This window comes from Rathayibacter sp. VKM Ac-2760, assembly GCF_009834185.1.
In the GTDB taxonomy this organism is placed as follows: Bacteria; Actinomycetota; Actinomycetes; order Actinomycetales; family Microbacteriaceae; genus Rathayibacter.
Genome location: NZ_CP047173.1, coordinates 457,741 through 478,554 on the forward strand (window position 1 = coordinate 457,741; position 20,814 = coordinate 478,554).

Below are 20,814 nucleotides of genomic sequence, written 5' to 3' on the forward strand. Positions count from 1 at the left end.
GTGCGCGGCAGGGTGGCGGGAGCGGCGGGGTGGCCGATGCGGCCGGCATGGCGGGCGCGGCCGGCGTTGCGGGCGCAGCCGGGGCGGTGGGCGCAGCCGGGGTGGCGGGCGCAGCCGGGTGGCGGAAGACGCCGGGGTGGCGGGCGCGGCGGACGGGACCGGCGTGGCCGACGGCGACGGCGACGGCGACGCCGACTGCGACGGCATGGCCGACGGGACGGCATCCGCGGCGTTGGCGGGCGTGGCCGAGGCGAGCAGGCCGATGGTCAGCGCGAGGGACGCGGCGACGGTGAGGGGCGTGCCGGCGCAACGGCGGCGACGGAAGGATTCGGGCACAGAGGACTCCTGGTACTGGTGGGAAAGCGGAAGGACGAAAGTCGCATCCCCGGAGTCGACTCACCGAACATCTGGCGCGGCGCGTGTCAGGTGGCGTGATTCGTGAACGGCTACCGGATGCCGCTGCGGGCGAAGCCCTGCACGAAGTAGCGCTGGAAGGCGAGGAACAGCAGCACCATCGGCAGCACCGACACCAGCGCGAGCGCCATGCTCGCGGAGTAGTCCGGCGTCGACTGGCCCTTGAGGTAGAGCAGTCCGATCGGCAGGGTGAACAGCTCGTTGTCCTTCAGCGCGATCAGCGGCCAGGCGAAGTCGTTCCAGCTGCCCAGCAGCGTCAGCAGGATCAGCACCGCGATCAGCGGCTTGCTCAGCGGCAGGACGATCTGCAGGAACACCCGCAGGTGCCCGGCCCCGTCGATCCGCGCGGCCTCGATCAGCTCCTCCGGGATCGAGAGGAAGAACTGCCGGGCGAGGAAGATGCCGAACGCCGCCGCCGCTCCGGGCAGGATCACCGACCAGTAGGTGCCGTAGATCTGCAGCCCGGTGACGAGCTTGAACTGCGCGACCATGATCGCCTGCACGGGGATCATCATCGTCGCGAGCGCCAGGAGGAACAGCAGATTGCGGCCCGGGAAGCGCAGCCGCGCGAAGCCCCAGCCCGCCAGCAGGTTCAGCACGACCGTGAACGCGGTCACGAACGCACCGACCACGACCGAGTTGACGAACCACTCGGCGACGGGGAAGCGGGCGAAGACGGTCGCGAAGTTCTCCAACGAGATCTCGCTCGGCCAGAACTGCGGCGGGCCGGGCGAGAAGACCTCGCCGCGCGGCGAGAACGCGATGACGAGCATCCAGTAGAGCGGGAAGAAGACGATCGCGGAGGCGATCACGGCGACGACGATGCGGACGACGAGTCCCGCGCGCGAGCCGTCGCGGGTCGAGCGGCGGCGCTTCGGCGCGTCGCGGACGGTCGCCGCGGCGACCGCGGCGGGCGTGGTGAGGGTGGAGGACGTCACAGGAGGCTCCTATTCGACGAGGTCGCGGGTGCGACTCGTGCGCCACTGCAGGTAGGTGAAGGCGAGGGAGACGAGCAGGATGACGACTCCGAGCGCGGCGCCGTAGCCCTGCTCGCGCACCTGGAAGCCGTTGCGGTAGGCGTAGGTGCCGAGGACGGAGGTCGAGAAGCCCGGCCCGCCGCCCGTCATCACGAAGACGATGTCGAAGACCTGGAACGAGGCGATCACGTTCATGATCAGCAGGAAGAACGTCGACGGGCCGACCAGCGGCACCGTCAGCGAGCGGAACTGCTGCCAGCGGGTGGCGCCGTCGATCCGCGCCGCCTCGTAGAGCTCGGGCGAGACGCCCTGGAGGCCGGCGATGTAGATCACCATGTTGAAGCCGATGCGCAGCCAGACCGCGGTGAGCATCACCGAGATCATCGCCGCGGCGCCGTCCGACTGCCAGGACACCGGCGAGGCGCCGAGCGAGGAGAGCACCTTGTTGACGATGCCGGAGGACTCGCTGAAGATCGTGACCGCGATCATGCCGGAGGCGACTCCGGAGATGACCAGCGGCAGCACGATGATCGTGCGGAAGATCCCGCGGGCCGGCAGCACCGAGTTGAGCAGCACCGCCAGCCCGAGTCCGCCGAGCAGCTCGAGCGGGACCGTCACCGCGGTGAAGAGCAGCGTGTTGCCGAGGCTCTGCCAGAAGACCGGGTCGGCGCCCATCCGGGCGTAGTTAGCGAGGCCGACCCACTCCGGGGTGCCGAAACCGCGCGACTCCTGGAACGACAGCTGGATCGCCCAGAGGATCGGCACGAACAGGAACAGCGCCATCAGCAGCAGGTTGGGGCCGACGAAGCCGAAGCCGGCCAGTGCCTCCCTGGTGCGGGCGGTGCGGCGCCGACGCGGGGGCGACCCGCGGAGGGGGACGGCGGTCATCAGCTCGTGGCCTGCGCGATCGCGTCGCTGAGGCCGGTCAGCGTCTCCTCGGTGCTGCGACCGTTGACGAAGGCCTCCTCGAGCTGGTCCTGCATCGCGACCGAGATCTGGGCGAGGAACGGGGAGGTGAGCTGCTGCACGTCGCGCGGGGTGATCGTGGCGGCCTGCTCGACGAAGACGGGCATGACGTCCGGGCGCACCGCGAAGTCGATCGAGGCGGGATCGATGTCGGTGCGGGTCGGCAGCTCGTTCGTGGCGGCGCAGAACGCGGCCATGTTGTCGGCCTCGGTCATGAAGGCCAGGAACTCGGCGGCCAGCTCGGGGTTGTCGCTGTCGGCGGTGGCGACGAGGGCGTTGCCGCCGAGGTCGGTCGCGCCGCGCTCGTCGACGGGCATCGGGGTGGCGGCCCACTCGAAGTCGGCCAGGTTGTCGACGTCCGGGACGAGGAAGGAGCCGACGAAGGACATCGCGACGCTCTGCTCGGTGAAGAAGGCGTCGGCGTAGGTGGCGGACTTGACCGAGCTGGTCGGCGGGACCCAGCCGTTCTCGAAGAAGCTCTTGGTGAAGTCGAGGGCCTTGGCGCCGGCCTCGGAGTCGATGGCGGGGGTGGTGCCGTCCTCCTCGAGCAGGGCGCCGTCGGCCTCGAAGAGCCAGCTCAGCCAGCGCGGGGTGCCGCCGAGCTGCCAGTTGGCGGCGAACGGGTACTGCTCGGCGGGGAGCGAGGCGCGCAGCTTCGCGGAGACGTCGGCGAACTCCTCCCAGGTCCAGGCGTCGGCCGCCGTGGTCGGGATGTCGGTGACGCCCGCGGCGGCGAGGAGTTCGGTGTTGACGAGCAGGGCCGAGACGTCGGTCTGGTGCGGGACGCCGTAGGGGGTGCCCTCGAACGACACCGCCTCCTGGAAAGCGGGGGTGAAGGAGTCGAACTCGGGGATGCGGTCGGTGAGGTCGAGCAGCTGGCCCTGGCTGGAGTAGACGCCGAGGTTGCCGTAGTCGACGCGGAAGACGTCGGGCGCCTCGCCCGAGCTCAGCTGCGCGTCGATGTTGCTGAACATCTGGTCGTAGGGGACGGCGTTGAGCTCGACGCTCACGCCGTCGTTCGCGGCCTCGAAGTCGCTGATCAGCGACTCGAAAGCGGCCTGCTCCGACTCGCTGGCCCAGGTGGTGAAGGTGATCGAGTCGCCGTCGGCCGAGGAGCCGCCGCCGCCGCCGAAGCCGCTGCAGGCGGTGAGGGCGAGGGTGGAGGCCGCGAGGGCGGCGAGGGGGAGGAGTCGTCTGCGCATGAGGGGCGGGTCCTTACTTCTGTGGGTGCTGTGCGGGTGCGGTGGGTGCTGTGCGGGTGGGGTGCTGTGCGGGTGGATGCGGTGGGGAGGGTCTAGGCGGCCGGCCGGCCGAGCCGGTCGAGGGCGGTCTCGACGAGCGAGACCAGGCCGTGCGGGCCGAGCTGGCCGGCCAGGAGCTCGTGGTGCTGCTCCTGCTGCGCCGGGTCGAGCGCCCGGAGGACGGTGCTCGCCGCGTCCTCGATGGCGCGGACGCAGCCGAAGCGGATGATCCGCTCGTCGTCGATCAGGGACTCGCCGTAGCCGGCGCGGAAGGCGCGGCGCTGGGCGTCGGTGATCGGCCGGGAGTAGATGACGCCCAGCTCGACCAGGTGCAGGTCGACCTCGCGGGGCGCGATCGCGGCCTCGTCGAAGTCGATCAGCCAGGGGTGCCGCTGCCCGTCGATCACGACGTTGCCGGGGTGCGGGTCGCCGTGCACGGGCACGCGGGCGGTCGGCGTGCGGGTGCGCTTGAGCCGGCGCTCGGCGCGGGCGAGGGCGTGCAGGCGGTCCCGGGTGTCGGGCGCGAGGTGCTCGTCGACCTCGGCGAGCAGTTCGGCGGGCGGGCGCTGCGCGCGGCGGATGCCGCGGCGGGGCGGGACGGCGCCGGCGGGCGGTTCGGAGTCGTGCACCGCGCGCAGCACCGCGCCGAACTCCGACCAGGACAGCGCGTCCTCGCCGGAGTCGACCGCGTCGTCGCCGACGATCCAGGGGGCGAGCGAGAGGAGGAGGCCGGAGTCCTCGGTCCAGGGGCGGCCGTCGCGGGCGCGGTGGGGTGCGGCGATGCCGGTGACCTGCGCGTCACCGAGGGCGGCGGCGAGCGCGAGACCGAAGCGGCCGTCGCGCTGGGAGGCCTTGAGGCTCCACGGGGCGCCGGTGTCGTCGGTCGCGAACCAGACCTGGGCGCCGTGGTCGAGGCCGCCGATGATCGGGAGGAAGTCGACCAGGCGGACGCCGAAGTCGCGCTCGACGACGGACCGCGCCCAGGCGCTGCGCTCGTCGATCGTGTCCATCCCGCTCATCGTCGCGCGGGAGGGGGCCCCTGAACACGTACTTGCGCATCCGCCGAAAGTGCTGTGCGGGTTCTCACCCGGGGCCGTGGCGGCCGTCGACGAGGGCGGGATGCGCGGGGCGGCGGAGGTCGGAGTGGCGGAGGTGTCGGGAGGGGAAAAGGACCGCCGGCGTCGTCGCGGGGCGTCGACGGCGCCGGCGGTCGGTCGGTGGGCGGTCGGTCAGTCGGCGGTCCGGGTCCGGCGGCGGCCGAGGAACACGCCGAGCGAGCCGAGAAGCGCGAGGATCCCGGCGGCGGGCACCGCGCCCGCCGTGTCGGGACCGGTCTCGGCGAGGCGGGTGGAGGACACGTTCCTCGCGTACGACGTCGTCGGCGCGGAGGCCGTGGAGGCGGCCGGAGCGGTCGAGCCGGCCGGAGCCGGGGCGGACTCCGCTGCGGCCACGGTCTGCGCGGGATCGGTCGGGCCGTCCGCGACTGCCGGGCTCGAGGGAGTCGCGGTCGGCTCGGAGGGCGTGGGCGTGGCCGGCGCGGGGCTCGGCTGGGGCTCGGGGGCGGGAGGGACGGTAGCGCTGACGAGGTCGCCCGCGCTGTCGATGCCGAAGGTGAAGGTCTTGGTCTCGCCGGGAGCGAGGGTGAACGAGTCGCTCGTTCCGGGCACGGCGGCGTCGACGACGGGGGTGGTGCCGATGTTGGTGAGCGTGACGGTGAAGGTCGGCACCGTGCCGGCCTTCGGCGCCCCGGTGGACGTCACGGTGAAGTCTCCGGTGAACTCCACTCTCACCGTCGGAGCGTCGGTGCCGGCCGCCGCTGCGGCCGCCGCTGCGGCGGGGGCCGAAGCGGTGGCGGGGGTCGAAGTGGCGGCGGGGCTCGCCGTCGCGGAGGTCGGCGCCGCTATCGAGGCAAGGCTGGACAGCTTGCTGAGGAGCTCACTGACGGAAGCGACGTGGAAGCTGAAGGACCTGGTCTCGCCGGGGGCGACGGTGAAGGCGCCTTCGGTAGCGGGTGTTCCGCCGGAGAGGAAGGGGACGCTGCCGGTGTTGGCGAAGCGGACGGTCATGGACACCGGCCCAGTGGAATCCAGTGGCTCGTTCGTCCGCCACGTGAACTCGGCGCTGAACGTCACCGACACCGACGGTGCCGCGGCGTCGGCTGCGGGAGTGGACTGCGCCGCTGCCGGGGCGCCCGGCTCGACGGCGTGGGCGGCCGAGGCCGCGCCGAGCAGGCCGACGGTCAGCGCGAGGGAGGCCGCGACGGTGCACGGGACGCCGAGGCCGCGGCGGGAGCTCTGCGGACGCTGGTGCTGCGGACGCTGGCTCTGAGGACGCTGGTGGTGAGGGGGCATGGGAACTCCTTGACGAGCGGTGATCGAGATGAGGCGCGGAGAACCGAACGATCACACGAGGGGAGTGCACACCGCACCGAAGTGGCACGGCTGAGGTCACTCCGGCGCTCGATGCGAGCGATGGCATGGAGTCGGTGGCCGGCGGCAGGGATCGCGAGCTCCTGCCTGCAGAACATCGGCCAGGAGCAGGTCTCATCGACGATGGGCGATGAGACGCGCTCTCAGCCGATGTTCTGCGCGGAGGCGGCGGGCAGGAGCACGCGGAAGCGCGCGCCGGCGGCGCCGGGGAGGCAGACGAGGTCGCCGCCGAGGGCGCGGGCGAGGCCACGGGCGATCGGGAGGCCGAGGCCGGAGCCGCCGTCGGCGCGGTTGCGGGCGTCGTCGAGGCGGACGAGGCGGTCGAAGACGCGATCGCGGTCGGCCTCGGGGACGCCCGGTCCGTCGTCGTCGACGGTCACGGTGACACGGTCGTCGGTGTGCGCGAGCGTCACGTCGATCCGGGAGCGGGCGAAGCGGGCGGCGTTCTCGAGCAGGTTGCCGATGATCTGGCCCAGCCGGTCGGCGTCGGCATGCGCGGGCGGGGCCGCGTCGTCGCGGTGCAGGACGATCGCGGGTCCCTCTCCGCGCAGCAGCTGCCGCTCGATCGCCGCCGCCGCCACCGCGCCCGCGTCGAGTGGCCGGGCGTCGAGGGCGAGGCCCTCGTCCAGCCGCGCCATCAGCAGCATGTCCTGAATCAGCCGGCCGGCTCGCAGCGACTCCCGGACCACGTGCACCGACAGCCGCTCGCGCTCCTCGGCGGTGCCGTCGGCCCGGACCAGCGCGTCGGCGGCGGCCTGGATGCCGGCCACCGGGGTGCGCAGCTCGTGCGCGGCGTCGGAGACGAAGGCGCGCATCCGGCGCTCGGCGGCCAGCGCGGACTGCTCGGCCTGCTCCAGGTCGTCGAGCATCTCGTCGAACGCGGTGGCGGTGCGGCCGAGCTCGGTGCCGGGGCGCGAGGGGCGCAGGCGCCGGCCGCGGTCGCCGTGCGCGATCGAGCGGGCGACCGTGGTCATCCGCTCGAGCGGGCGCAGCGTCGCGCGCACCACGAGCACGAGGGCGGCGGCGGCGAGCAGGAGGAACGCGGCCGAGGCCCCGAGCAGGATCCCGTTCAGGGACGAGAGGGTCGAGCCGACGGAGCTCGCCTCGCTGGTGAGGGTGAGCTCGGTGCCGTCGCTGAGGGTGGACTGCAGGGTGATCAGCTGGTCGTCTCCGGAGACGGTGCTGGCGGTGACGGTGACCGTCGCGTCGCGGGGGGTCGCGGCGGTGGAGCTGATGCCGCTCCCGGGCGGGCTGGGCGGCTCGCCCAGCTGGTCGGCGGCTCCCGGGCCCTGCCGCAGCTGGTCGGGGCTCGGGCCCGCGACGACCGCCTCGCCGTCGGGACTCTCGATCCGCACCGCGACGCCCTGGGCGGACAGGCGGGAGGCCAGCTCGTCGTCGGGGATGGTGCCGACGAGGGCCGCGGCGGCGGAGGCGCGGTCGGCGAGTCGCTCCTCGATCTGGTCGCGGAGGCGCTCGCCGAGGACGACCTGCACCGTCGCGGAGAGCGCCAGCAGCAGGACCGCGAGCAGGGCGAGGACGGCGAGCACGGTCCGCAGCCGCAGCGAGCCGGTACGCAGCGGGGCGGAGGGGGCGGGGGAGACGGTCATGCCTCCACCCGGTAGCCGAGACCGCGGACGGTGTGGATGAGCCGGTCGCCGTGCGCTTCCATCTTCTTGCGGAGCGAGCTGAGGTGCACCTCGACCAGGTTCGGGTCGACGTGGTCGTAGCCCCAGACCTGGGTGAGGATCTGCGTCTTGGTCAGGGTGCGGCCGCGGCTGCCGGCCAGGAAGGCCAGCAGGCGGAACTCGGTGGCGGTGAGGTCGAGGGGCGCGCCGCCGCGGCGGGCGCGGCCGGAATCGGGGTCGACGACGAGGTCGCCGATCTCGATGATCGAGGGGACGCGGCCGCGCCGCCGGAGGACCGCGGTGACGCGGGCGACCAGCTCGGCGAGCACGAACGGCTTCACCACGTAGTCGTCGACGCCCTCGTCGAAGCCGCGGAGGCGGTCGTCGACGGCGTCGCGGGCGGTGAGCATGATCACGGCGGCGTCGCTGGAGCGGCGGATCCGCTCGGCGAGGACGATGCCGCTCGGCCCGGGCAGCATCCAGTCGAGCACCACGAGGTCGGGCGCGAAGTCGGCGAGCTCGCGGGCGAGGTCCTCGCCGCTCGGCAGCGCGCGCACCGTGTAGCGCTCGCCGCGGAGGGCGGCCTCGACGGAGGAGCGGATGGCGTCGTCGTCCTCGACGAGGAGCACGCGGGCGGAGGGGAGCATGCTCCGACCGTAGGGGGCCCGGATCGGCGCGGACCAGGGGTCGCCTGCGGAGGTGCTGTTCTTAAGGACCGCTTCAGATTCGGCTCGGAATCTGAAATGGAACCGGCCGCAACCGCTCCCGAACGGGGACGGCACCGGGCCGGACCGAGGAGACTCCCATGAGCAAGACCCCCGACAGCACCCCCGGGACCCAGGGCTCCGGCTTCGGGCCGCGCCGGCCCCGGACCCGCGCGATCGCCCTCTGCATCGCGGCCGGTGCGCTCGGCTTCGCGGCGATCGGCTCGACCGCCGCGTTCGCCGATTCGGCGCCGACCTCCGGCTCGACGAGCTCGAGCAGCTCGAGCACGATCGAGACGACGCCGAGTGCGACGGCCAGCGCGACGCCGACGCCGGACTCCAGCGACGCGCCGACCCTCACCGGACCAGCCTCGACCGGACCGGCCGCCTGCGGGCCCGCGGGTGCCGGACTGCCCAAGCCTCCGGCGCCCGGTGCGGACGGCTCGATGCCGACTCCGCCGGCTGCGCCCGCTGAGGGCGAGGCGCCGACGCCGCCCGCGGACGGCTCGATGCCGACCCGCCCGCGGCCCCGCTGACGGCGAGGTCCGACGCCTCCCTCGGCCCCCGCCGATGGCGAGACCCCGACGCCTCCGGCCGCTCCCGCGGACGGCGAGCGCCGACGCCCCCGGCCGCGCCCACGGACGGCGAGGCGCCCACGCCTCCGGCCGCGCCCACGGACGGCGAGGCGCCCACGCCTCCGGCCGCGCCCACGGACGGCGAGGCGCCGACGCCTCCGGCTGCACCGGCCGAGGGTGAGGCGCCCCGCCTCCCGCTGCGCCCACGGACGGCGCGACAGCGACCCGCCCGCCGACGGAGTGCTCCCGACCCCGCCCGCCGCACCCGCGGACGGCGAGACCGTGACTCCGCCGACTCCGCCTGCAGCGCCTCGGGCGACTGCGAGCTCCCGACGCCCCCGGCCGACGGCTCCGCCCCGACCCGCCCGCGCCGCCGGCCGGTGAGGCGCCCGCCGGTCTCGCGCGCCCGGCGCCGGCCCCGCCGCCGGTCACGCTCCGGACGCCGGTGCGACCCCCGCCGCCCCGAGCGACACCGCCACCCCGGAGGAGTCGGACGCCCCCTCCGGCAGCTGACTCCCGGCCGGCACCTCCAGCCGCACCTCCGGCACGTGAAACGACCTCCGGCTCGTCAGAATCCGCGGATTCGACGAGCCGGAGGTGTTTCCGCGTGCCGGAGGTGTTCTCCGTCGGGTTTCGGCTCGCGGAGTCGATTCGGGCTCGTCGGATTCGGGTGTTCCGGCGAGCCGGAGGTGTTTCTGCGTGCCGGAGGTGTTCGCCGTCGGGTTTCGGCTCGCGGAGTCGACTCGGGCTCGTCCAATTCGGGTGTTTCTGCGTGCCGGGGGTATTTCTGCGTGCCGGAGGTGACCTCGCGTGCCGGAGGTGACGACACGTGCCGGAGGTGTTCTCGCGAGCCGGGGGAGCCGGCTCTGTCGGCTTCGGCTCGCGAGAACACCTTCGGCTCGTCGAATCCGTGGATTCTGACGAGCCGAAGGTCTTTCTGCGTGCCGGAGGTCGGCGGGCGCGGGGTGGGTCAGCGCGCGGTGCGGCGCCTCCGGGCGAGGCCGAGCACGAGGGCTCCGCCGGCGAGGAGCGAGAGCGCGGCGGCGGAGAGCCAGCCGGACTCGACACCGGTGGAGGCGAGCGAGCCGGAGCCGGAGCCCGTCCGCGGCGGCACGGCACCGGCCGGGTGGGTCGGCGCGGCCGTGGGCTGCGCGGTCGGAGCGGCGGTTGGCTCCGTCGTCGGGCCGGTGGTGGGCACGGCGGTCGGCTCGGCGGTCGGCACAGCCGTCGGCCCAGCGGTCGGGACGGCCGTGGGCTCCGGGGTCGGGGCCGCGCCGAACAGCGCGGCGGCCGAGCCGAGCGACGCGAGCACCGTCTCGCCGTTGGCGTCGTCGACGGCGTCGTTGTCGGTCACCGCGAAGGCCTCGCCGGCGCCGGTGATGCCCAGGCCCTCGAGCTTCTCCTGGGTCCAGCCGTTGCCGGCCTCGAGCGCGGGCAGCACGTCGGCGGCGAGCGTCTTCTCGAGGACGGGGAGCTCCTCGCCGATCGCGGCGCCGGGGCCCGTCGGCAGCGGCACGGTGTACACGGCCTTGAGGCTCGCGTCCGGTCCGTTGCGCTTGTCGCGCTCGATCACCGCGAGCGTCCCGGCGGGCGTCAGCGTGATCTCGGAGAGGCCGTTCCAGTCGCCCTCGGCGCCGGACGCCGCCTCCAGCGGATAGCCGTAGAAGCTCCAGCTGCCGGCGGCGACGTCGTAGCGGCCGAGCCGCACGATGCCGTCGGCGTCGATCGACGCCTCGCGCTGCAGCGCGGTCCAGACGATCTCGCCGTCCGCACCCTCCTCGATCGTGACGCCCTCGAAGCCCTGCGAGCCGAGCGCATCGCCCAGCTCGGCGGGGAGCGCGATCCGCTCGAGGACGGCGGCCGAGGGGTCGAGGCGCAGCAGCGCGTTCTCCGGCCCGGTCGCGCCCTCGGTCACGGCCCAGAAGCCGCCGTCGGCGCGCGCGGCGATGCCCTCGAGATCGAGAGCGGCGGGCTCGCCCGCCTCGGTCACGGTCAGCGTGGAGTCGATCAGCGCCGGGACGACCGACGTGTCGACCGAGTAGACGGTGCTCGGCGCGTAGGCGCTGTCGCTCACGGCGTAGAGGCGCTCGGCGGCGACGGGGTCGCCCGAGAGGCCGGACAGCGCGCCCCAGGGCAGCGGCGAGCCGTCGACGTCGGCCGACGCGATGGTCGGGAAGGCGGGGGAGGAGGCGCCGAGCGCGTAGAGCTGGACGCTCGCGCGCACGGCCGCCTCGGCGTCGTCGGTCTCGCTCGAGACGACGAGCAGGTCGCGCTCGGGCAGGGCGAGCAGCCCCTCCGGACCGGGTGTGGACGGCAGCGCCTGCACGAAGCGCGGCGCGGTCGGGTCGGAGACGTCGTAGACCGCCACGAAGTTGGCGCGCTCGGCGCCGACGAAGACGTAGGGCACGCCGTCGAAGGTCGCCGAGAGCAGGCCCTCGGGCTCGGAGCCCTTCGCGTCGGAGCGCTTGTCGGGGTAGAGGCCGAGGCTCACGGCGAGGTGGTCGAAGGTGTTGCCGGCGTCCCAGACGACCTCGCCGGAGGCCGCGTCGAGGATCGACCAGCCGCGGGTGCCGCCCTTCCAGTCGCCCTCGTTCGCGATGGCGACGTGGTCGTCGCCGACCCAGCCGATGGCGTCGGGCTCGCGCGGGACGTCGGTGATCGAGTCGGTGAGCGCGATACGGTCGTCGTCGAGGGTGTCGATCCCGGAGACGGAGGCGGTGCCGGCCGTGTAGGAGGCGGTGACCTCGCGGGTCGCCAAGTCGACGATCGCGACGGCGTTGTTCTCCTGCAGGGTCACCGCGACGGCGGTGTCGGCGGGGTTGATGGAGACGTACTCGGGCTCCGGGTCGCTCGGGGTGTCGAGTCCGTCGAGATCGGTGAGTGGGATGTGCTCGGCGACCCAGTCGGCGGGGTCGGCGGTGAGGTCCATCACGACGAGCTCGCCGGCGGGCAGCTGCGGGAGGTCGCCCTCCTCGGCGCCCCCGGGGGTGAACTCCTCGTCGCGCTGGTTCTCGATCGCGATGACGGCGAGGTCGCCGGCGGTGGTCACGTCGATGGAGTCGGGCTGGCCGCCGAGCTCGATCGTCGCGACCGGCGCGAGGTCGCTCGCGTGCAGCACGCTGACGTGGCCGGAGGGGTTCGCGAAGTCGCCGTCGGAGGTGTCGACGACCGCGAGCACGTACTCGCCGGTCGCGTAGACCGAGGTGGGCTCGCCGCCGACGCCGACGCCGCCGAGGGGCTTCGGCGCGTCGGGGTCGCTGATGTCGAGGACGTTGATCCGCTGGCCGGCGGAGTCGGTGGAGTAGACGAGGCGGCCGTCGGGGGACGCGCTCGAGATCTCGGCGACGGCGGAGTCGACGGCCGGGTCGGCGGCGTTCAGGTACGCGGGCACGGTGGCGATGCGGGTGAAGAAGGAGTCGCCGGCGGCGGCGGCGGGCAGCGCGGCGCCGAGGGTGCAGCTCGCGAGGACGAGGGTGAGCGCGGCGCCGGCGGTGCGGCGGGGGGCGAAGTGACGGGGCACGGGTCTCCTGAGCGGTTTCGAAGGAACCCGGTCACGTTGGCGGGCGCGGGTGAACGCCCGGGCGCGGGGAGGTGTCCGGCGGGGGAACGCGCGGGGGCGGGGTCTCGATACGCCGCGTGCCGCGGCTGCTCGACCAGCAAAGCGGCGCCGCGTGCCGCGGCTGCTCGACCAGCAAGCACAGCCCGGCGGGCGGCCCTTGCTGATCGAGTAGGCCGCGGAGCGGCCGTATCGAGATCCACCTGCGTCAGAAGTGGAGTCTGCAGACCCGCTGTGCTGGTGACGGTGGGTCTCGATACGCCCCTGCGGGGCTACTCGACCAGCAAGGAGGGGGGCTACTCGACCGGCTGGCGGCGGGCCGCGAGGCCCGCCGCCGCCGAGCCCCAGGCGGCGAGGGCCGCGCGGACGCGCTCGTCGCGGGCCAGGCCGAGCGCCTCGGCGTAGCCCTCCTCGAGGACGTCGTCGATCCGGACGCGGGCGCCCGACTCGGACGAGCGCACCGCCGCCTCCACCATCGCGAGGCTGCGCACGTTCGCGTGCACCTCGCCCGAGGGCACGGCGCCGGAGCCGAGCACGCGCACGAACTCCGCCAGCGAGCCGGCGATCTCCTGCGGGCCGGGCTCGAGCGTCGCGGTCTGCACCGCCTCCGACTCCCGCGCCTGCCAGGTCGGAGCGCCGTCGCCGTCCCAGTGCGCGGTGCCGCCCGCGCCGTTCACGCGCCAATCGCCGTTCCAGGACGTCTCGAGCCCGTCGGCGCACCAGCTGCCGGTGTAGCCGAGGCGCACCCCGCCCTCGAACTCGAAGACGGCGCTCGCCGCGGCGCCGTCGGCGTACCAGCTCCAGCCCGGGTCGTACTCCTCGCAGTAGACGGCGACCGGGTCGCGGTCGAGCACGTAGCGCGCCGCATCGAAGGCGTGGATCGCCATGTCGACGAGCAGCACGTGCGGCATCTCCTCGCGGAAGCCGCCGAAGTGCGGCGCCTTCGCGAACGTGATCGATGCGGTCCCCAGCTCCCCGAGCCCGGCGACCTGCTCGCGGAACGCGGCGATCGCGGGGTAGTAGCGCCGCGACTGGCTCACCATCAGCAGCTTCCCGCTCACCTCGGCGGTCGCGGCGAGGATCAGCGACTCGGCGATCGTCGGCGCGATCGGCTTCTCCGAGAGCACCGGCAGCCCGGCGAACAGGGCCTCGCTGCTCACCGGCAGGTGCGCTCGGGGGACGGTCACGTTCACCACGGCGTCGGCGCCGGAGCGGGCGGCGACCTCGGCGACCGAGGCGCCGACCGCGATCGAGCCGACCCCCTCCTCCTCCGCCGCCCGCTCGGCGAGCTCGACGTCGAGGTCGACCAGGCCGACCAGCTCGGCGTCCGGGCTGTCGCGGACGGTGCGGATCCACGCGCGTCCCATCGCGCCGGCTCCGACCTGGACCAGGCGCACGGTCATCGGACCAGCGCCCCGCGGTAGTCCTCGCCCGCGAAGAACTCGCCGGACTCGTAGCGCTGCAGCACCGGGAGCGACCGCGCCGGCCGGTCGGAGCGCGCCCACTCGACGCCGTTCGCGATCACGCGGCGCACGTCGGGGTGGTGGTAGACCGGGAAGTCCTGGTCGCCGGGCGAGAAGAAGAAGATCCGGCCGTGGCCGCGCTTCCAGGTCATCCCGGAGCGGAACACCTCGCCGCCGGAGAAGGTGGAGAGGAAGACCAGCTCGTCGGGCGCGGGGACGTCGAAGAACTCGCCGTACATCTCCTGCTGCGGGATGGTGAAGGGGTGCGGCACGCCCTGCGCGATCGGGTGCGTCGGGTCGACGGTCCAGACGATCTCGCGGTCCTCGGCCGAGCGCCAGCGCAGCGTGCAGGTGGTGCCCATCAGCTTCCCGAAGATCTTCGACCAGTGGCCGGAGTGCAGCACGACGAGGCCCATGCCCGAGAGCACGTGGCGGTGCACCCGCTCGACGATCTCGTCGGCGACGGCGTCGTGGGCCATGTGGCCCCACCAGACCAGCACGTCGGTGGCGGCGAGGACCTCCTCGGTGAGGCCGTGCTCGGGCTCGTCGAGCGTGGTGGTGGAGACGGTCGCGCGCTCGCCGAGGTTCTCGGTGATGCCGGCGGCGATCGTGGTGTGCATGCCGTCGGGGTAGAGGGCGCGGACCTTCTCCTCGATCTGCTCGTGGCGGTTCTCGCCCCAGATGAGGACGCGGAGGGCGGGGGGAGGAGTGGTCACGGAGAGATCCTTCTTCATCGAGGGCGGGGCGGTTAAGCGCTTTACCGGTGCGCGCTCCTAGACTGCGGGCACCAGCGCCCCGCGTCAACCGCGGCGAGCAGAAGGGAGGCGCCGTGGCGACCATGCAGGACGTCGCGCGCCGTGCGGGCGTGTCGATCGCGACCGTCTCCTTCGTCGTCAACGCCAGCAAGCCCGTCTCGCCCGAGACCGCGGCCCGCGTGCGCGAGGCGATGCGCGAGCTCGACTACCGCCCGCACGCGCTCGCCCGCGCGCTGGCCCGCCGCCGCTCGATGATGATCGCGGTCGTCTACCCGCTGGTGCCGTCGCGCCCGCTCAACACCGCGACCGCGTTCCTGGCCGGAGCCGCGGAGGCCGCCGCCGAGAACGGCTACTCGATGGTGCTCTGGCCCACCGCCGGCGGCTCGGAGAAGCTGGCCGATCTGCGCGCCGACGGCCTGCTCGACGGCGTGGTGCTGATGCAGGTGACCTCCGAGGACGAGCGGGTCGCGATCCTCTCCGACTCCGGCACGCCCTTCGCGCTGATCGGCCGCACCCGCGACCCGGCCGCGCTCGACTGGGTCGACATCGACTTCGAGGGCATGGTCGCCCAGGCGCTCGACCGGCTGGCCGCGCTCGGCCACCGCCGTGTCGCGCTGGTGCTCGGGCCGGAGGGCGGCGCCGACTTCGGGCCGTACGCGCGGACGCAGGCGGCGTTCGAGCAGGAGGCCGCGGCGCGGGACCTCGAGGCGTCGCTGCTGCGCTGCGAGGAGACGCCGGCCGGCGGGCGCGCGCTGGCCCGCTCGCTCGACCCGGAGGCGGCCACCGCCGTCGTCGTGATCAACGGCGGCGCCGCGGTCGGCTTCGCGCACGAGCTCCGGCACCGCGGCGTGCGCGTGCCCGAGGACCTCTCGATCGTGCTGCTCGCCTCCGACCCGGACGTCGCGGACCTCGCCGACCCGGCGCTCGACCTGCTCGTCGCGCCCGGTCACGCCCTCGGCCGCCGCGGGGTGGAGGCGCTGCTCGCCCGCCTCGCGGACCCGGCCGCGGTGCCGGTCCAGGAGCGCATCGGCGGGCCGTGGCGCCCGGGCGGCTCGGTCGCGGCGCCCGCGCGCTGACCGACCCGGGCGCCCCGGGCGTCCACAGAGACGCGCTGCGCTCAGGGGCGGGCGGCGTGCTCTCGCGCGTGGGCGGCGATCGCGGGGACGATCTCGGCCCAGGTCGCGGGCGGCGGGGCCTGGTGGCCGACGCCGTCGAGCACAATCAGGCGCGCGCCGAGCGCCGCCGCGAGGGCCTCGCCGTGCGCCGGCGGGAAGAGAGGGTCGGCCGAGCCGTGGACGACGAGTGCCGGCACGTCGCGCAGCGCTCCGAGGTCGATCGGAGTCGCGCCCTCGGCGACGAGGAAGTGGTTCGCCGCCGACGCCATCGACGGCGAGCGGTCCCAGACCCGGCCGGCGATCTCGCGCAGCGCCTCCTCGTCGAACGCGTCCGGTCCGGCGTAGGGCCGCTCGCTCCGGACGACCCAGTCGACGACGCTTCGCCGGTCGGTCCAGTCGGGGTCGGCTCCCGCCTCCTCGAACGTCGCCAGGATCGCCGCCGTCGGCGGCGGCAGCTCGCGCTCGACGTCGCCCGCCGGACTCGTCGACAGCAGCACCAGCGCGTCCACCCGGTCCGGGTGGTGCGCCGCGATGCTCTGCGCCAGCCCGCCGCCCATCGAGAGCCCGGCGAGGGTGGCCGAGCGCACCCCGACGGCGTCGAGCACGGCGATCGCGTCGTCGGCGAGGTCGGCAGCCGTGTAGTCCGGCCGGCCGGGAGGACTCGCCGTCGAGGCGCCCGTGTCGCGCGGGTCGTAGCGCAGCACCCGAACGCCGAGGTCTGCCAGCCGGTCGCAGAAGTCGTCGGCCCACCAGTCCCGCGACCAGGTGGCGCCGCCGAGGAGGAGCAGCGCCGGGTCGGTCGCAGCGCCCAGGCTCTGCGCCGCGAGCCGACCGCCGCGCACCGCCACGTCGAGATCGGTCCAGTGCCGGGAGTCGTCCGCGTCGTCCATGCGCTCCACCCTCGCAGGCCGCGGGCGTGCTGTCAGCCTCAGCGCGCCGAGCCGGGGATGGGTGGTCTGCAGATCCTGCGGGTCGGCGAGGCCGGGTCTCGATACGCCCCTGCGGGGCTACTCGATCAGCATGACGCGGCCAGCCGCGTCCTTTCCCTCACCACCGAGACGCGAAGCGGCTTCCCCGCTCGACACGCCGCCTTCGGCGGCTACTCGACCAGCAAGGGATCTGCACAACATCAGCTGAGAGCAGGGCCCCTCGCCTGACAGCGGAGGCCACCCCTTCTCAGCTGACGTTCTGCAGCGCTTCAGCGCTCCAGACCGTTCGAGCGGCCTCCCTGCTGATCGAGTTGCCCGCGCAGCGGGCGTCTCGAGCGGAGGGGGCGCCTTCGGTGCCAGCGCAGGGCGGGGAAGAGACCGACGTCCTCGGGGTCGGCGGGTCTCGATACGCCCCTCCGGGGCTACTCGACCAGCATGTGCGCAGGCGTCTCTTCCAAGGAGATCCACCCCCGTCAGGAGCCGCACTCTCCGCCCCCGCCCCGTCAGCCGGCAGCGCTGAAGAACTCCTCGATCGCGCGGGTCAGGGCGACGAGGTCGTCGACGTGGGCGAGCTCGCGCGCCGAGTGCATCGACAGGAGGGGGACGCCGACGTCGACGGTCGAGATGCCGAGACGGGTCGCGGTCAGCGGGCCGATCGTCGAGCCGCACGGGACCGTGTTGTTCGACACGAACTCCTGGAACTCCACTCCCGCCCGCGCGCAGACGCCGGCCCAGAGCGCCGCGCCCCGGGCGTCGGTCGCGTAGCGCTGCGAGGCGTTGATCTTGAGCAGCGGCCCCTTGCCGGCGACGGGCTGGTTCACCGGGTCGTGCTTCTCCGGGTAGTTCGGGTGCACGGAGTGGCCGGCATCGGCGGAGAGGCACCAGGAGCCGGCCATCGCCCGCGCGCGCTCGTCGACGCCCGCGCCGAGCGCGGCGCCGATGCGCGTCAGCACGTCCTCGAGGAACGGACCGCTGGCTCCGGAGCGGGAGGCCGAGCCGAGCTCCTCGTGGTCGAAGGCGGCGAGCATGCTGATGTGCGGCGCGGCGGCGTCCTCGGCGCTCGCCGCGAGCAGCGCGACGAGGCCCGCGTGCACCGAGCTGAGGTCGTCCATCCGCCCGGCCGCGAAGAGCGCCTCGTCGAGCCCGAAGCGCGCGGGCGGCTGCGTGTCCGCGGTGATGAGGTCGTAGCCGGCGATGTCCGCCGCGCCGTCGAGGCCGGCCCTCGCCGCGAGGATCTCGAGCAGGTCGTTCCCGTCCGCGTCGCCCAGCCCGTAGACCGGCACGGTGTGCTTCTGCCGGTCGAGCTTGAGTCCGTCGTTCGCGTCGCGGTCGAGGTGGATCGCGAGCTGCGGGATGCGCAGGAACGGGCCGGTCCGCACGAGCACCTCGGCGCCGTCGCGGGTGACGATCCGCCCGGCCAGCTCGAGCTCGCGGTCGAGCCAGGAGTTGAGCAGCGGACCGCCATAGACCTCGACGCCGGCCTGCAGCCAGCCCTTCGACTCGATCGTCGGCCGGGGCTTGAGCTTGAACCCCGGCGAGTCGGTGTGCGCGCCGAGGATGCGGAACGGCGCGACCGCGGTCGCGGCGGCGGGGAGGTGCCAGGCGATGATCGCGCCGTCGCGGAGGACGTAGTAGCGGCCCGGCTCCGTGGGCCAGGCGGCGCTCTCGTCGACGGAGGCGAACCCCGCCGCAGCCAGGCGACGCGCCGTCTCCGCCGCGGCGTGGAAGGAGGACGGCGAGGCGGTGAGGAACTCGGCGAAGTCGGCGAGGTGGTCGGCGCGGGAGGTCATCAGACCAGTGAAGCAGGGCCGAGGCGTCTAGGTGGTCGGGCCGCAGGTGCGCACCGTGAGGTTGGTGCCGGCAGACGCCACGTTGGTGATCGTGTAGGACGTCGAGGTACCCCTCCATATGGTGCCGGTGAGAACTTCAGTCGCGGGTGGAATGCTCGTCGTAGCGTCCCGGACCGACCAGGTGCACGAGCAGATCACTCATGTTGCCGCTGCGCGAAATGTGACGGATCGCCCACAACACGGTATTCAGCGCCACCACCACCGAAGGCACTGGAACCTCAGTAGCTACGCTCCAGCACGATGGTGCTTACGTTCTGATCAAAAATCAAGAGGTTCTGCTACTGTGGGCGCGTGACCCTCGCCGAACGTCTTGAGATCTCCGATGTTGTGCAGCAAGCGATTGTGGAAGGTGCGCGTGAGGGCCACGGGGTCGCTCTCGCTCACGACAGCGACCCTGGGGCGAACCCCTACACGTTCGGAAACGACCGGTACCACCGCTCCTGCGAGCTGATCAAGCAGCGCTTCGAGTCGTTCGGTCTGACACCTCATATGGAGGGGGCCGGTCATCGGGCTCGCGCTAGGAACTATGAACTGTGGTTCTCCACCGCGCGGAGCATCGATGTCACCGACCGGAGTTCCTTCGATTTCACGAGCGAAACGAAGATGGAGGCCGGTACCGCCAACATGGCGGCGTACCTGCCCGGGATGGATCACGACTCCGTGCCAGGCCGTGAAATCGTCCACGTCGTCCTCAGCGGTAACAACGAGCAAGGCCTCACTGCTGTTCACCTTGGTCGGCTGATCTCCGTCGGGTCGAGGTACGTCACGTGGGCCGATGACCTGCAACGAATCGACAACATCATCACGCAGGACGCCGTGGCTACGACCGAGGTCACGACAACCGCGACGTCCTACCTCGACCAGCCGGAGCCGCCGATTCCTCTCGAGGCGGTACCTGCGGCAGACGTCGCTTCCGATGCGGAGTAGATCGCACCTCGACCCGCAGAACTTCTCCCGTGAACGGCTTCGGCTGGCGCGCCTTCGGGCCGGGCTGAACCTGCGGGAGCTCGCCGATCGGGTCGGTGTCTCTCACGCTGCCATCTCCCAGTACGAGTCAGGTCGAGCTCGTCCCGGCAACGCCGTTCTTGGACAGTTAGCAATCGCGTGCGGCGTCCCGCCGCGTTTCCTCACCCACTCAGGACGCCCCGTCTCCCTCGCAGGGCTGGACGGCACTCACTTCCGCAGTCTCCGCTCGACAACGAAACAGAGCCGCGGCCGAGCATGGACCTGGTCGGAGATCGTCCTCGACGTCGCCGACGCCCTAGAGCGCTACGTCCGTCTCCCAACGCTCGACTTTCCCTCTCACACCCTTGCCGAGGACGCCACTCGCGACGACATCCGTGACGCCGCTGAGCACCTTCGTGCACACTGGGCCCTGCCCGACGGACCGGTCGGGCACCTCGTTCGCCACATGGAGGCGCACGGCATCGTGGTCTGCCGGCTCCCCATCGCCGACGAAGGGATCGATGCCTACAGCCAGAACAGCAGCGACCGTCCCGTCGTGATCCTCGGCACCACCAAGGACGACGCCGCTCGCAGTCGATTCGATGCCGCCCACGAACTCGGGCACCTCGTCTGCCACCCCGAAGCAGACTCCAGTGGACGCCACGAAAAGCAGGCGCACGCCTTCGCCGCCGAACTTCTCCTGCCGGAAGCAGCGATGCGACAAGCCCTGCCCCGCCGATTCAACCTCAACTCCTACGCCCGCCTCAAACAAGAGTGGGGCGTCTCCATCCAGGCGCTCCTCTACCGAGCACGAACCCTGGAAGTGATCTCCGACGCGGCCTACCGCCGCGCCATCGTCGACTTCAACTCCACCTACGGTCGACGAAACGAACCCTTCCCACTCACTCGTCCAGACGACCCCACCCTGCTCGCCAACGCAGCAGCAGTCGCGGAACGCAGCGGAATCACCCCAGCGGAACTCGCCGACGTCGCAAATCTTGCCCTCAGTGACGTCGAAACGGTCATCGCCGGCGCCGCCGCACGACCGTTAGTCGCTCCGAGCTGACCAGGGCTAAATAAGGGGGAGTGAACGTCGTTAGACGTCTGTTCTCGATCCGAAGGCGAGCTGCTGCACGCGCTGCTTCGATCGTCCGAGCACGACGACGAGCAGAGCGGACTTGGGTCCGTCCGCGGTAACCGACTCCGCGGTAACCGACTCCGCGGACACGCCTGCATCACATGCGCTCTCGTAGAGGCGCCGGCCGGTGTC

Annotated in this window: 18 protein-coding genes; 5 read left to right on the forward strand and 13 right to left on the reverse strand. The window is 73.0% G+C overall.

Annotated features, from left to right (window positions below; all coding sequences use genetic code 11):
• Positions 1 to 118: 118 nt before the first annotated feature.
• Positions 119 to 442: a hypothetical protein gene (locus GSU72_RS02015; RefSeq protein ID WP_159983289.1), complete on the forward strand. Its 324-nt coding sequence runs from the start codon at positions 119 to 121 to the stop codon at positions 440 to 442.
• A 4-nt stretch (positions 443 to 446) separates the two neighbouring features.
• On the opposite strand, the gene GSU72_RS02020 is transcribed toward GSU72_RS02015, so the two are convergent.
• The 7 genes from GSU72_RS02020 to GSU72_RS02050 form a co-directional block, all read right to left on the reverse strand.
• On the reverse strand, positions 447 to 1,352 hold the full coding sequence (locus GSU72_RS02020) for a carbohydrate ABC transporter permease (protein ID WP_244255932.1): 906 nt from the start codon (positions 1,350 to 1,352) through the stop codon (positions 447 to 449).
• A gap of 9 nt (positions 1,353 to 1,361) precedes the next feature.
• Positions 1,362 to 2,279, reverse strand: coding sequence for a sugar ABC transporter permease (locus GSU72_RS02025; protein ID WP_159983291.1), 918 nt, complete (start codon positions 2,277 to 2,279; stop codon positions 1,362 to 1,364).
• A complete protein-coding gene (locus GSU72_RS02030) occupies positions 2,279 to 3,559 on the reverse strand; it encodes a sugar ABC transporter substrate-binding protein (RefSeq protein ID WP_159983293.1) in 1,281 nt (426 codons plus the stop codon). The genes GSU72_RS02025 and GSU72_RS02030 overlap by 1 nt, the downstream gene beginning before the upstream one ends.
• 92 nt (positions 3,560 to 3,651) lie before the next feature.
• The gene (locus tag GSU72_RS02035) at positions 3,652 to 4,608 is read right to left on the reverse strand and encodes an aminoglycoside phosphotransferase family protein (RefSeq protein WP_159983295.1); all 957 of its coding nucleotides are present in this window, start codon (positions 4,606 to 4,608) and stop codon (positions 3,652 to 3,654) included.
• A 219-nt stretch (positions 4,609 to 4,827) separates the two neighbouring features.
• Complete coding sequence (locus tag GSU72_RS02040) at positions 4,828 to 5,949, reverse strand: LPXTG cell wall anchor domain-containing protein (protein WP_159983297.1); 1,122 nt, start codon at positions 5,947 to 5,949, stop codon at positions 4,828 to 4,830.
• Between the two features lie 221 nt (positions 5,950 to 6,170).
• Positions 6,171 to 7,634: a HAMP domain-containing sensor histidine kinase gene (locus GSU72_RS02045; RefSeq protein ID WP_159983299.1), complete on the reverse strand. Its 1,464-nt coding sequence runs from the start codon at positions 7,632 to 7,634 to the stop codon at positions 6,171 to 6,173.
• Complete coding sequence (locus GSU72_RS02050) at positions 7,631 to 8,299, reverse strand: response regulator transcription factor (protein ID WP_159983301.1); 669 nt, start codon at positions 8,297 to 8,299, stop codon at positions 7,631 to 7,633. Before GSU72_RS02050 ends, GSU72_RS02045 begins: the two co-directional genes overlap by 4 nt.
• Positions 8,300 to 8,457: 158 nt before the next feature.
• On the opposite strand from GSU72_RS02050, the gene GSU72_RS02055 reads away from it, so the two are divergent.
• Complete coding sequence (locus GSU72_RS02055) at positions 8,458 to 8,892, forward strand: hypothetical protein (RefSeq protein WP_159983303.1); 435 nt, start codon at positions 8,458 to 8,460, stop codon at positions 8,890 to 8,892.
• Positions 8,893 to 9,901: 1,009 nt separating this feature from the next.
• Here GSU72_RS02055 and GSU72_RS02060 read toward each other — a convergent pair.
• From GSU72_RS02060 to GSU72_RS02070, 3 genes are all read right to left on the reverse strand, one after another.
• The gene (locus tag GSU72_RS02060; RefSeq protein ID WP_159983304.1) at positions 9,902 to 12,451 is read right to left on the reverse strand and encodes an esterase-like activity of phytase family protein; all 2,550 of its coding nucleotides are present in this window, start codon (positions 12,449 to 12,451) and stop codon (positions 9,902 to 9,904) included.
• Between the two features lie 332 nt (positions 12,452 to 12,783).
• Positions 12,784 to 13,890: a Gfo/Idh/MocA family oxidoreductase gene (locus tag GSU72_RS02065; RefSeq protein WP_159983305.1), complete on the reverse strand. Its 1,107-nt coding sequence runs from the start codon at positions 13,888 to 13,890 to the stop codon at positions 12,784 to 12,786.
• A complete protein-coding gene (locus GSU72_RS02070) occupies positions 13,887 to 14,666 on the reverse strand; it encodes a ThuA domain-containing protein (RefSeq protein ID WP_244255933.1) in 780 nt (259 codons plus the stop codon). The genes GSU72_RS02065 and GSU72_RS02070 overlap by 4 nt, the downstream gene beginning before the upstream one ends.
• Before the next feature lie 122 nt (positions 14,667 to 14,788).
• On the opposite strand from GSU72_RS02070, the gene GSU72_RS02075 reads away from it, so the two are divergent.
• The gene (locus GSU72_RS02075; RefSeq protein WP_244256071.1) at positions 14,789 to 15,781 is read left to right on the forward strand and encodes a LacI family DNA-binding transcriptional regulator; all 993 of its coding nucleotides are present in this window, start codon (positions 14,789 to 14,791) and stop codon (positions 15,779 to 15,781) included.
• Between the two features lie 41 nt (positions 15,782 to 15,822).
• Here the strand turns inward: GSU72_RS02075 and GSU72_RS02080 are convergent, their stop codons facing one another.
• From GSU72_RS02080 to GSU72_RS21790, 3 genes are all read right to left on the reverse strand, one after another.
• A complete protein-coding gene (locus GSU72_RS02080) occupies positions 15,823 to 16,710 on the reverse strand; it encodes an alpha/beta hydrolase (protein ID WP_159983308.1) in 888 nt (295 codons plus the stop codon).
• 542 nt (positions 16,711 to 17,252) lie between these two features.
• A complete protein-coding gene (locus GSU72_RS02085; protein ID WP_159983309.1) occupies positions 17,253 to 18,539 on the reverse strand; it encodes a M18 family aminopeptidase in 1,287 nt (428 codons plus the stop codon).
• Between the two features lie 136 nt (positions 18,540 to 18,675).
• A complete protein-coding gene (locus tag GSU72_RS21790) occupies positions 18,676 to 18,801 on the reverse strand; it encodes a hypothetical protein (RefSeq protein WP_279631716.1) in 126 nt (41 codons plus the stop codon).
• A gap of 89 nt (positions 18,802 to 18,890) precedes the next feature.
• Here GSU72_RS21790 and GSU72_RS02090 point away from each other — a divergent pair, with 89 nt between their 5' ends.
• Together GSU72_RS02090 and GSU72_RS21415 are read left to right on the forward strand one after the other, a co-directional pair.
• Entirely contained in the window at positions 18,891 to 19,526 is a 636-nt protein-coding gene (locus GSU72_RS02090; RefSeq protein WP_159983310.1) for a hypothetical protein, read from the forward strand.
• A gap of 484 nt (positions 19,527 to 20,010) precedes the next feature.
• Positions 20,011 to 20,610: an ImmA/IrrE family metallo-endopeptidase gene (locus tag GSU72_RS21415; protein WP_244255934.1), complete on the forward strand. Its 600-nt coding sequence runs from the start codon at positions 20,011 to 20,013 to the stop codon at positions 20,608 to 20,610.
• Positions 20,611 to 20,814: the final 204 nt, after the last annotated feature.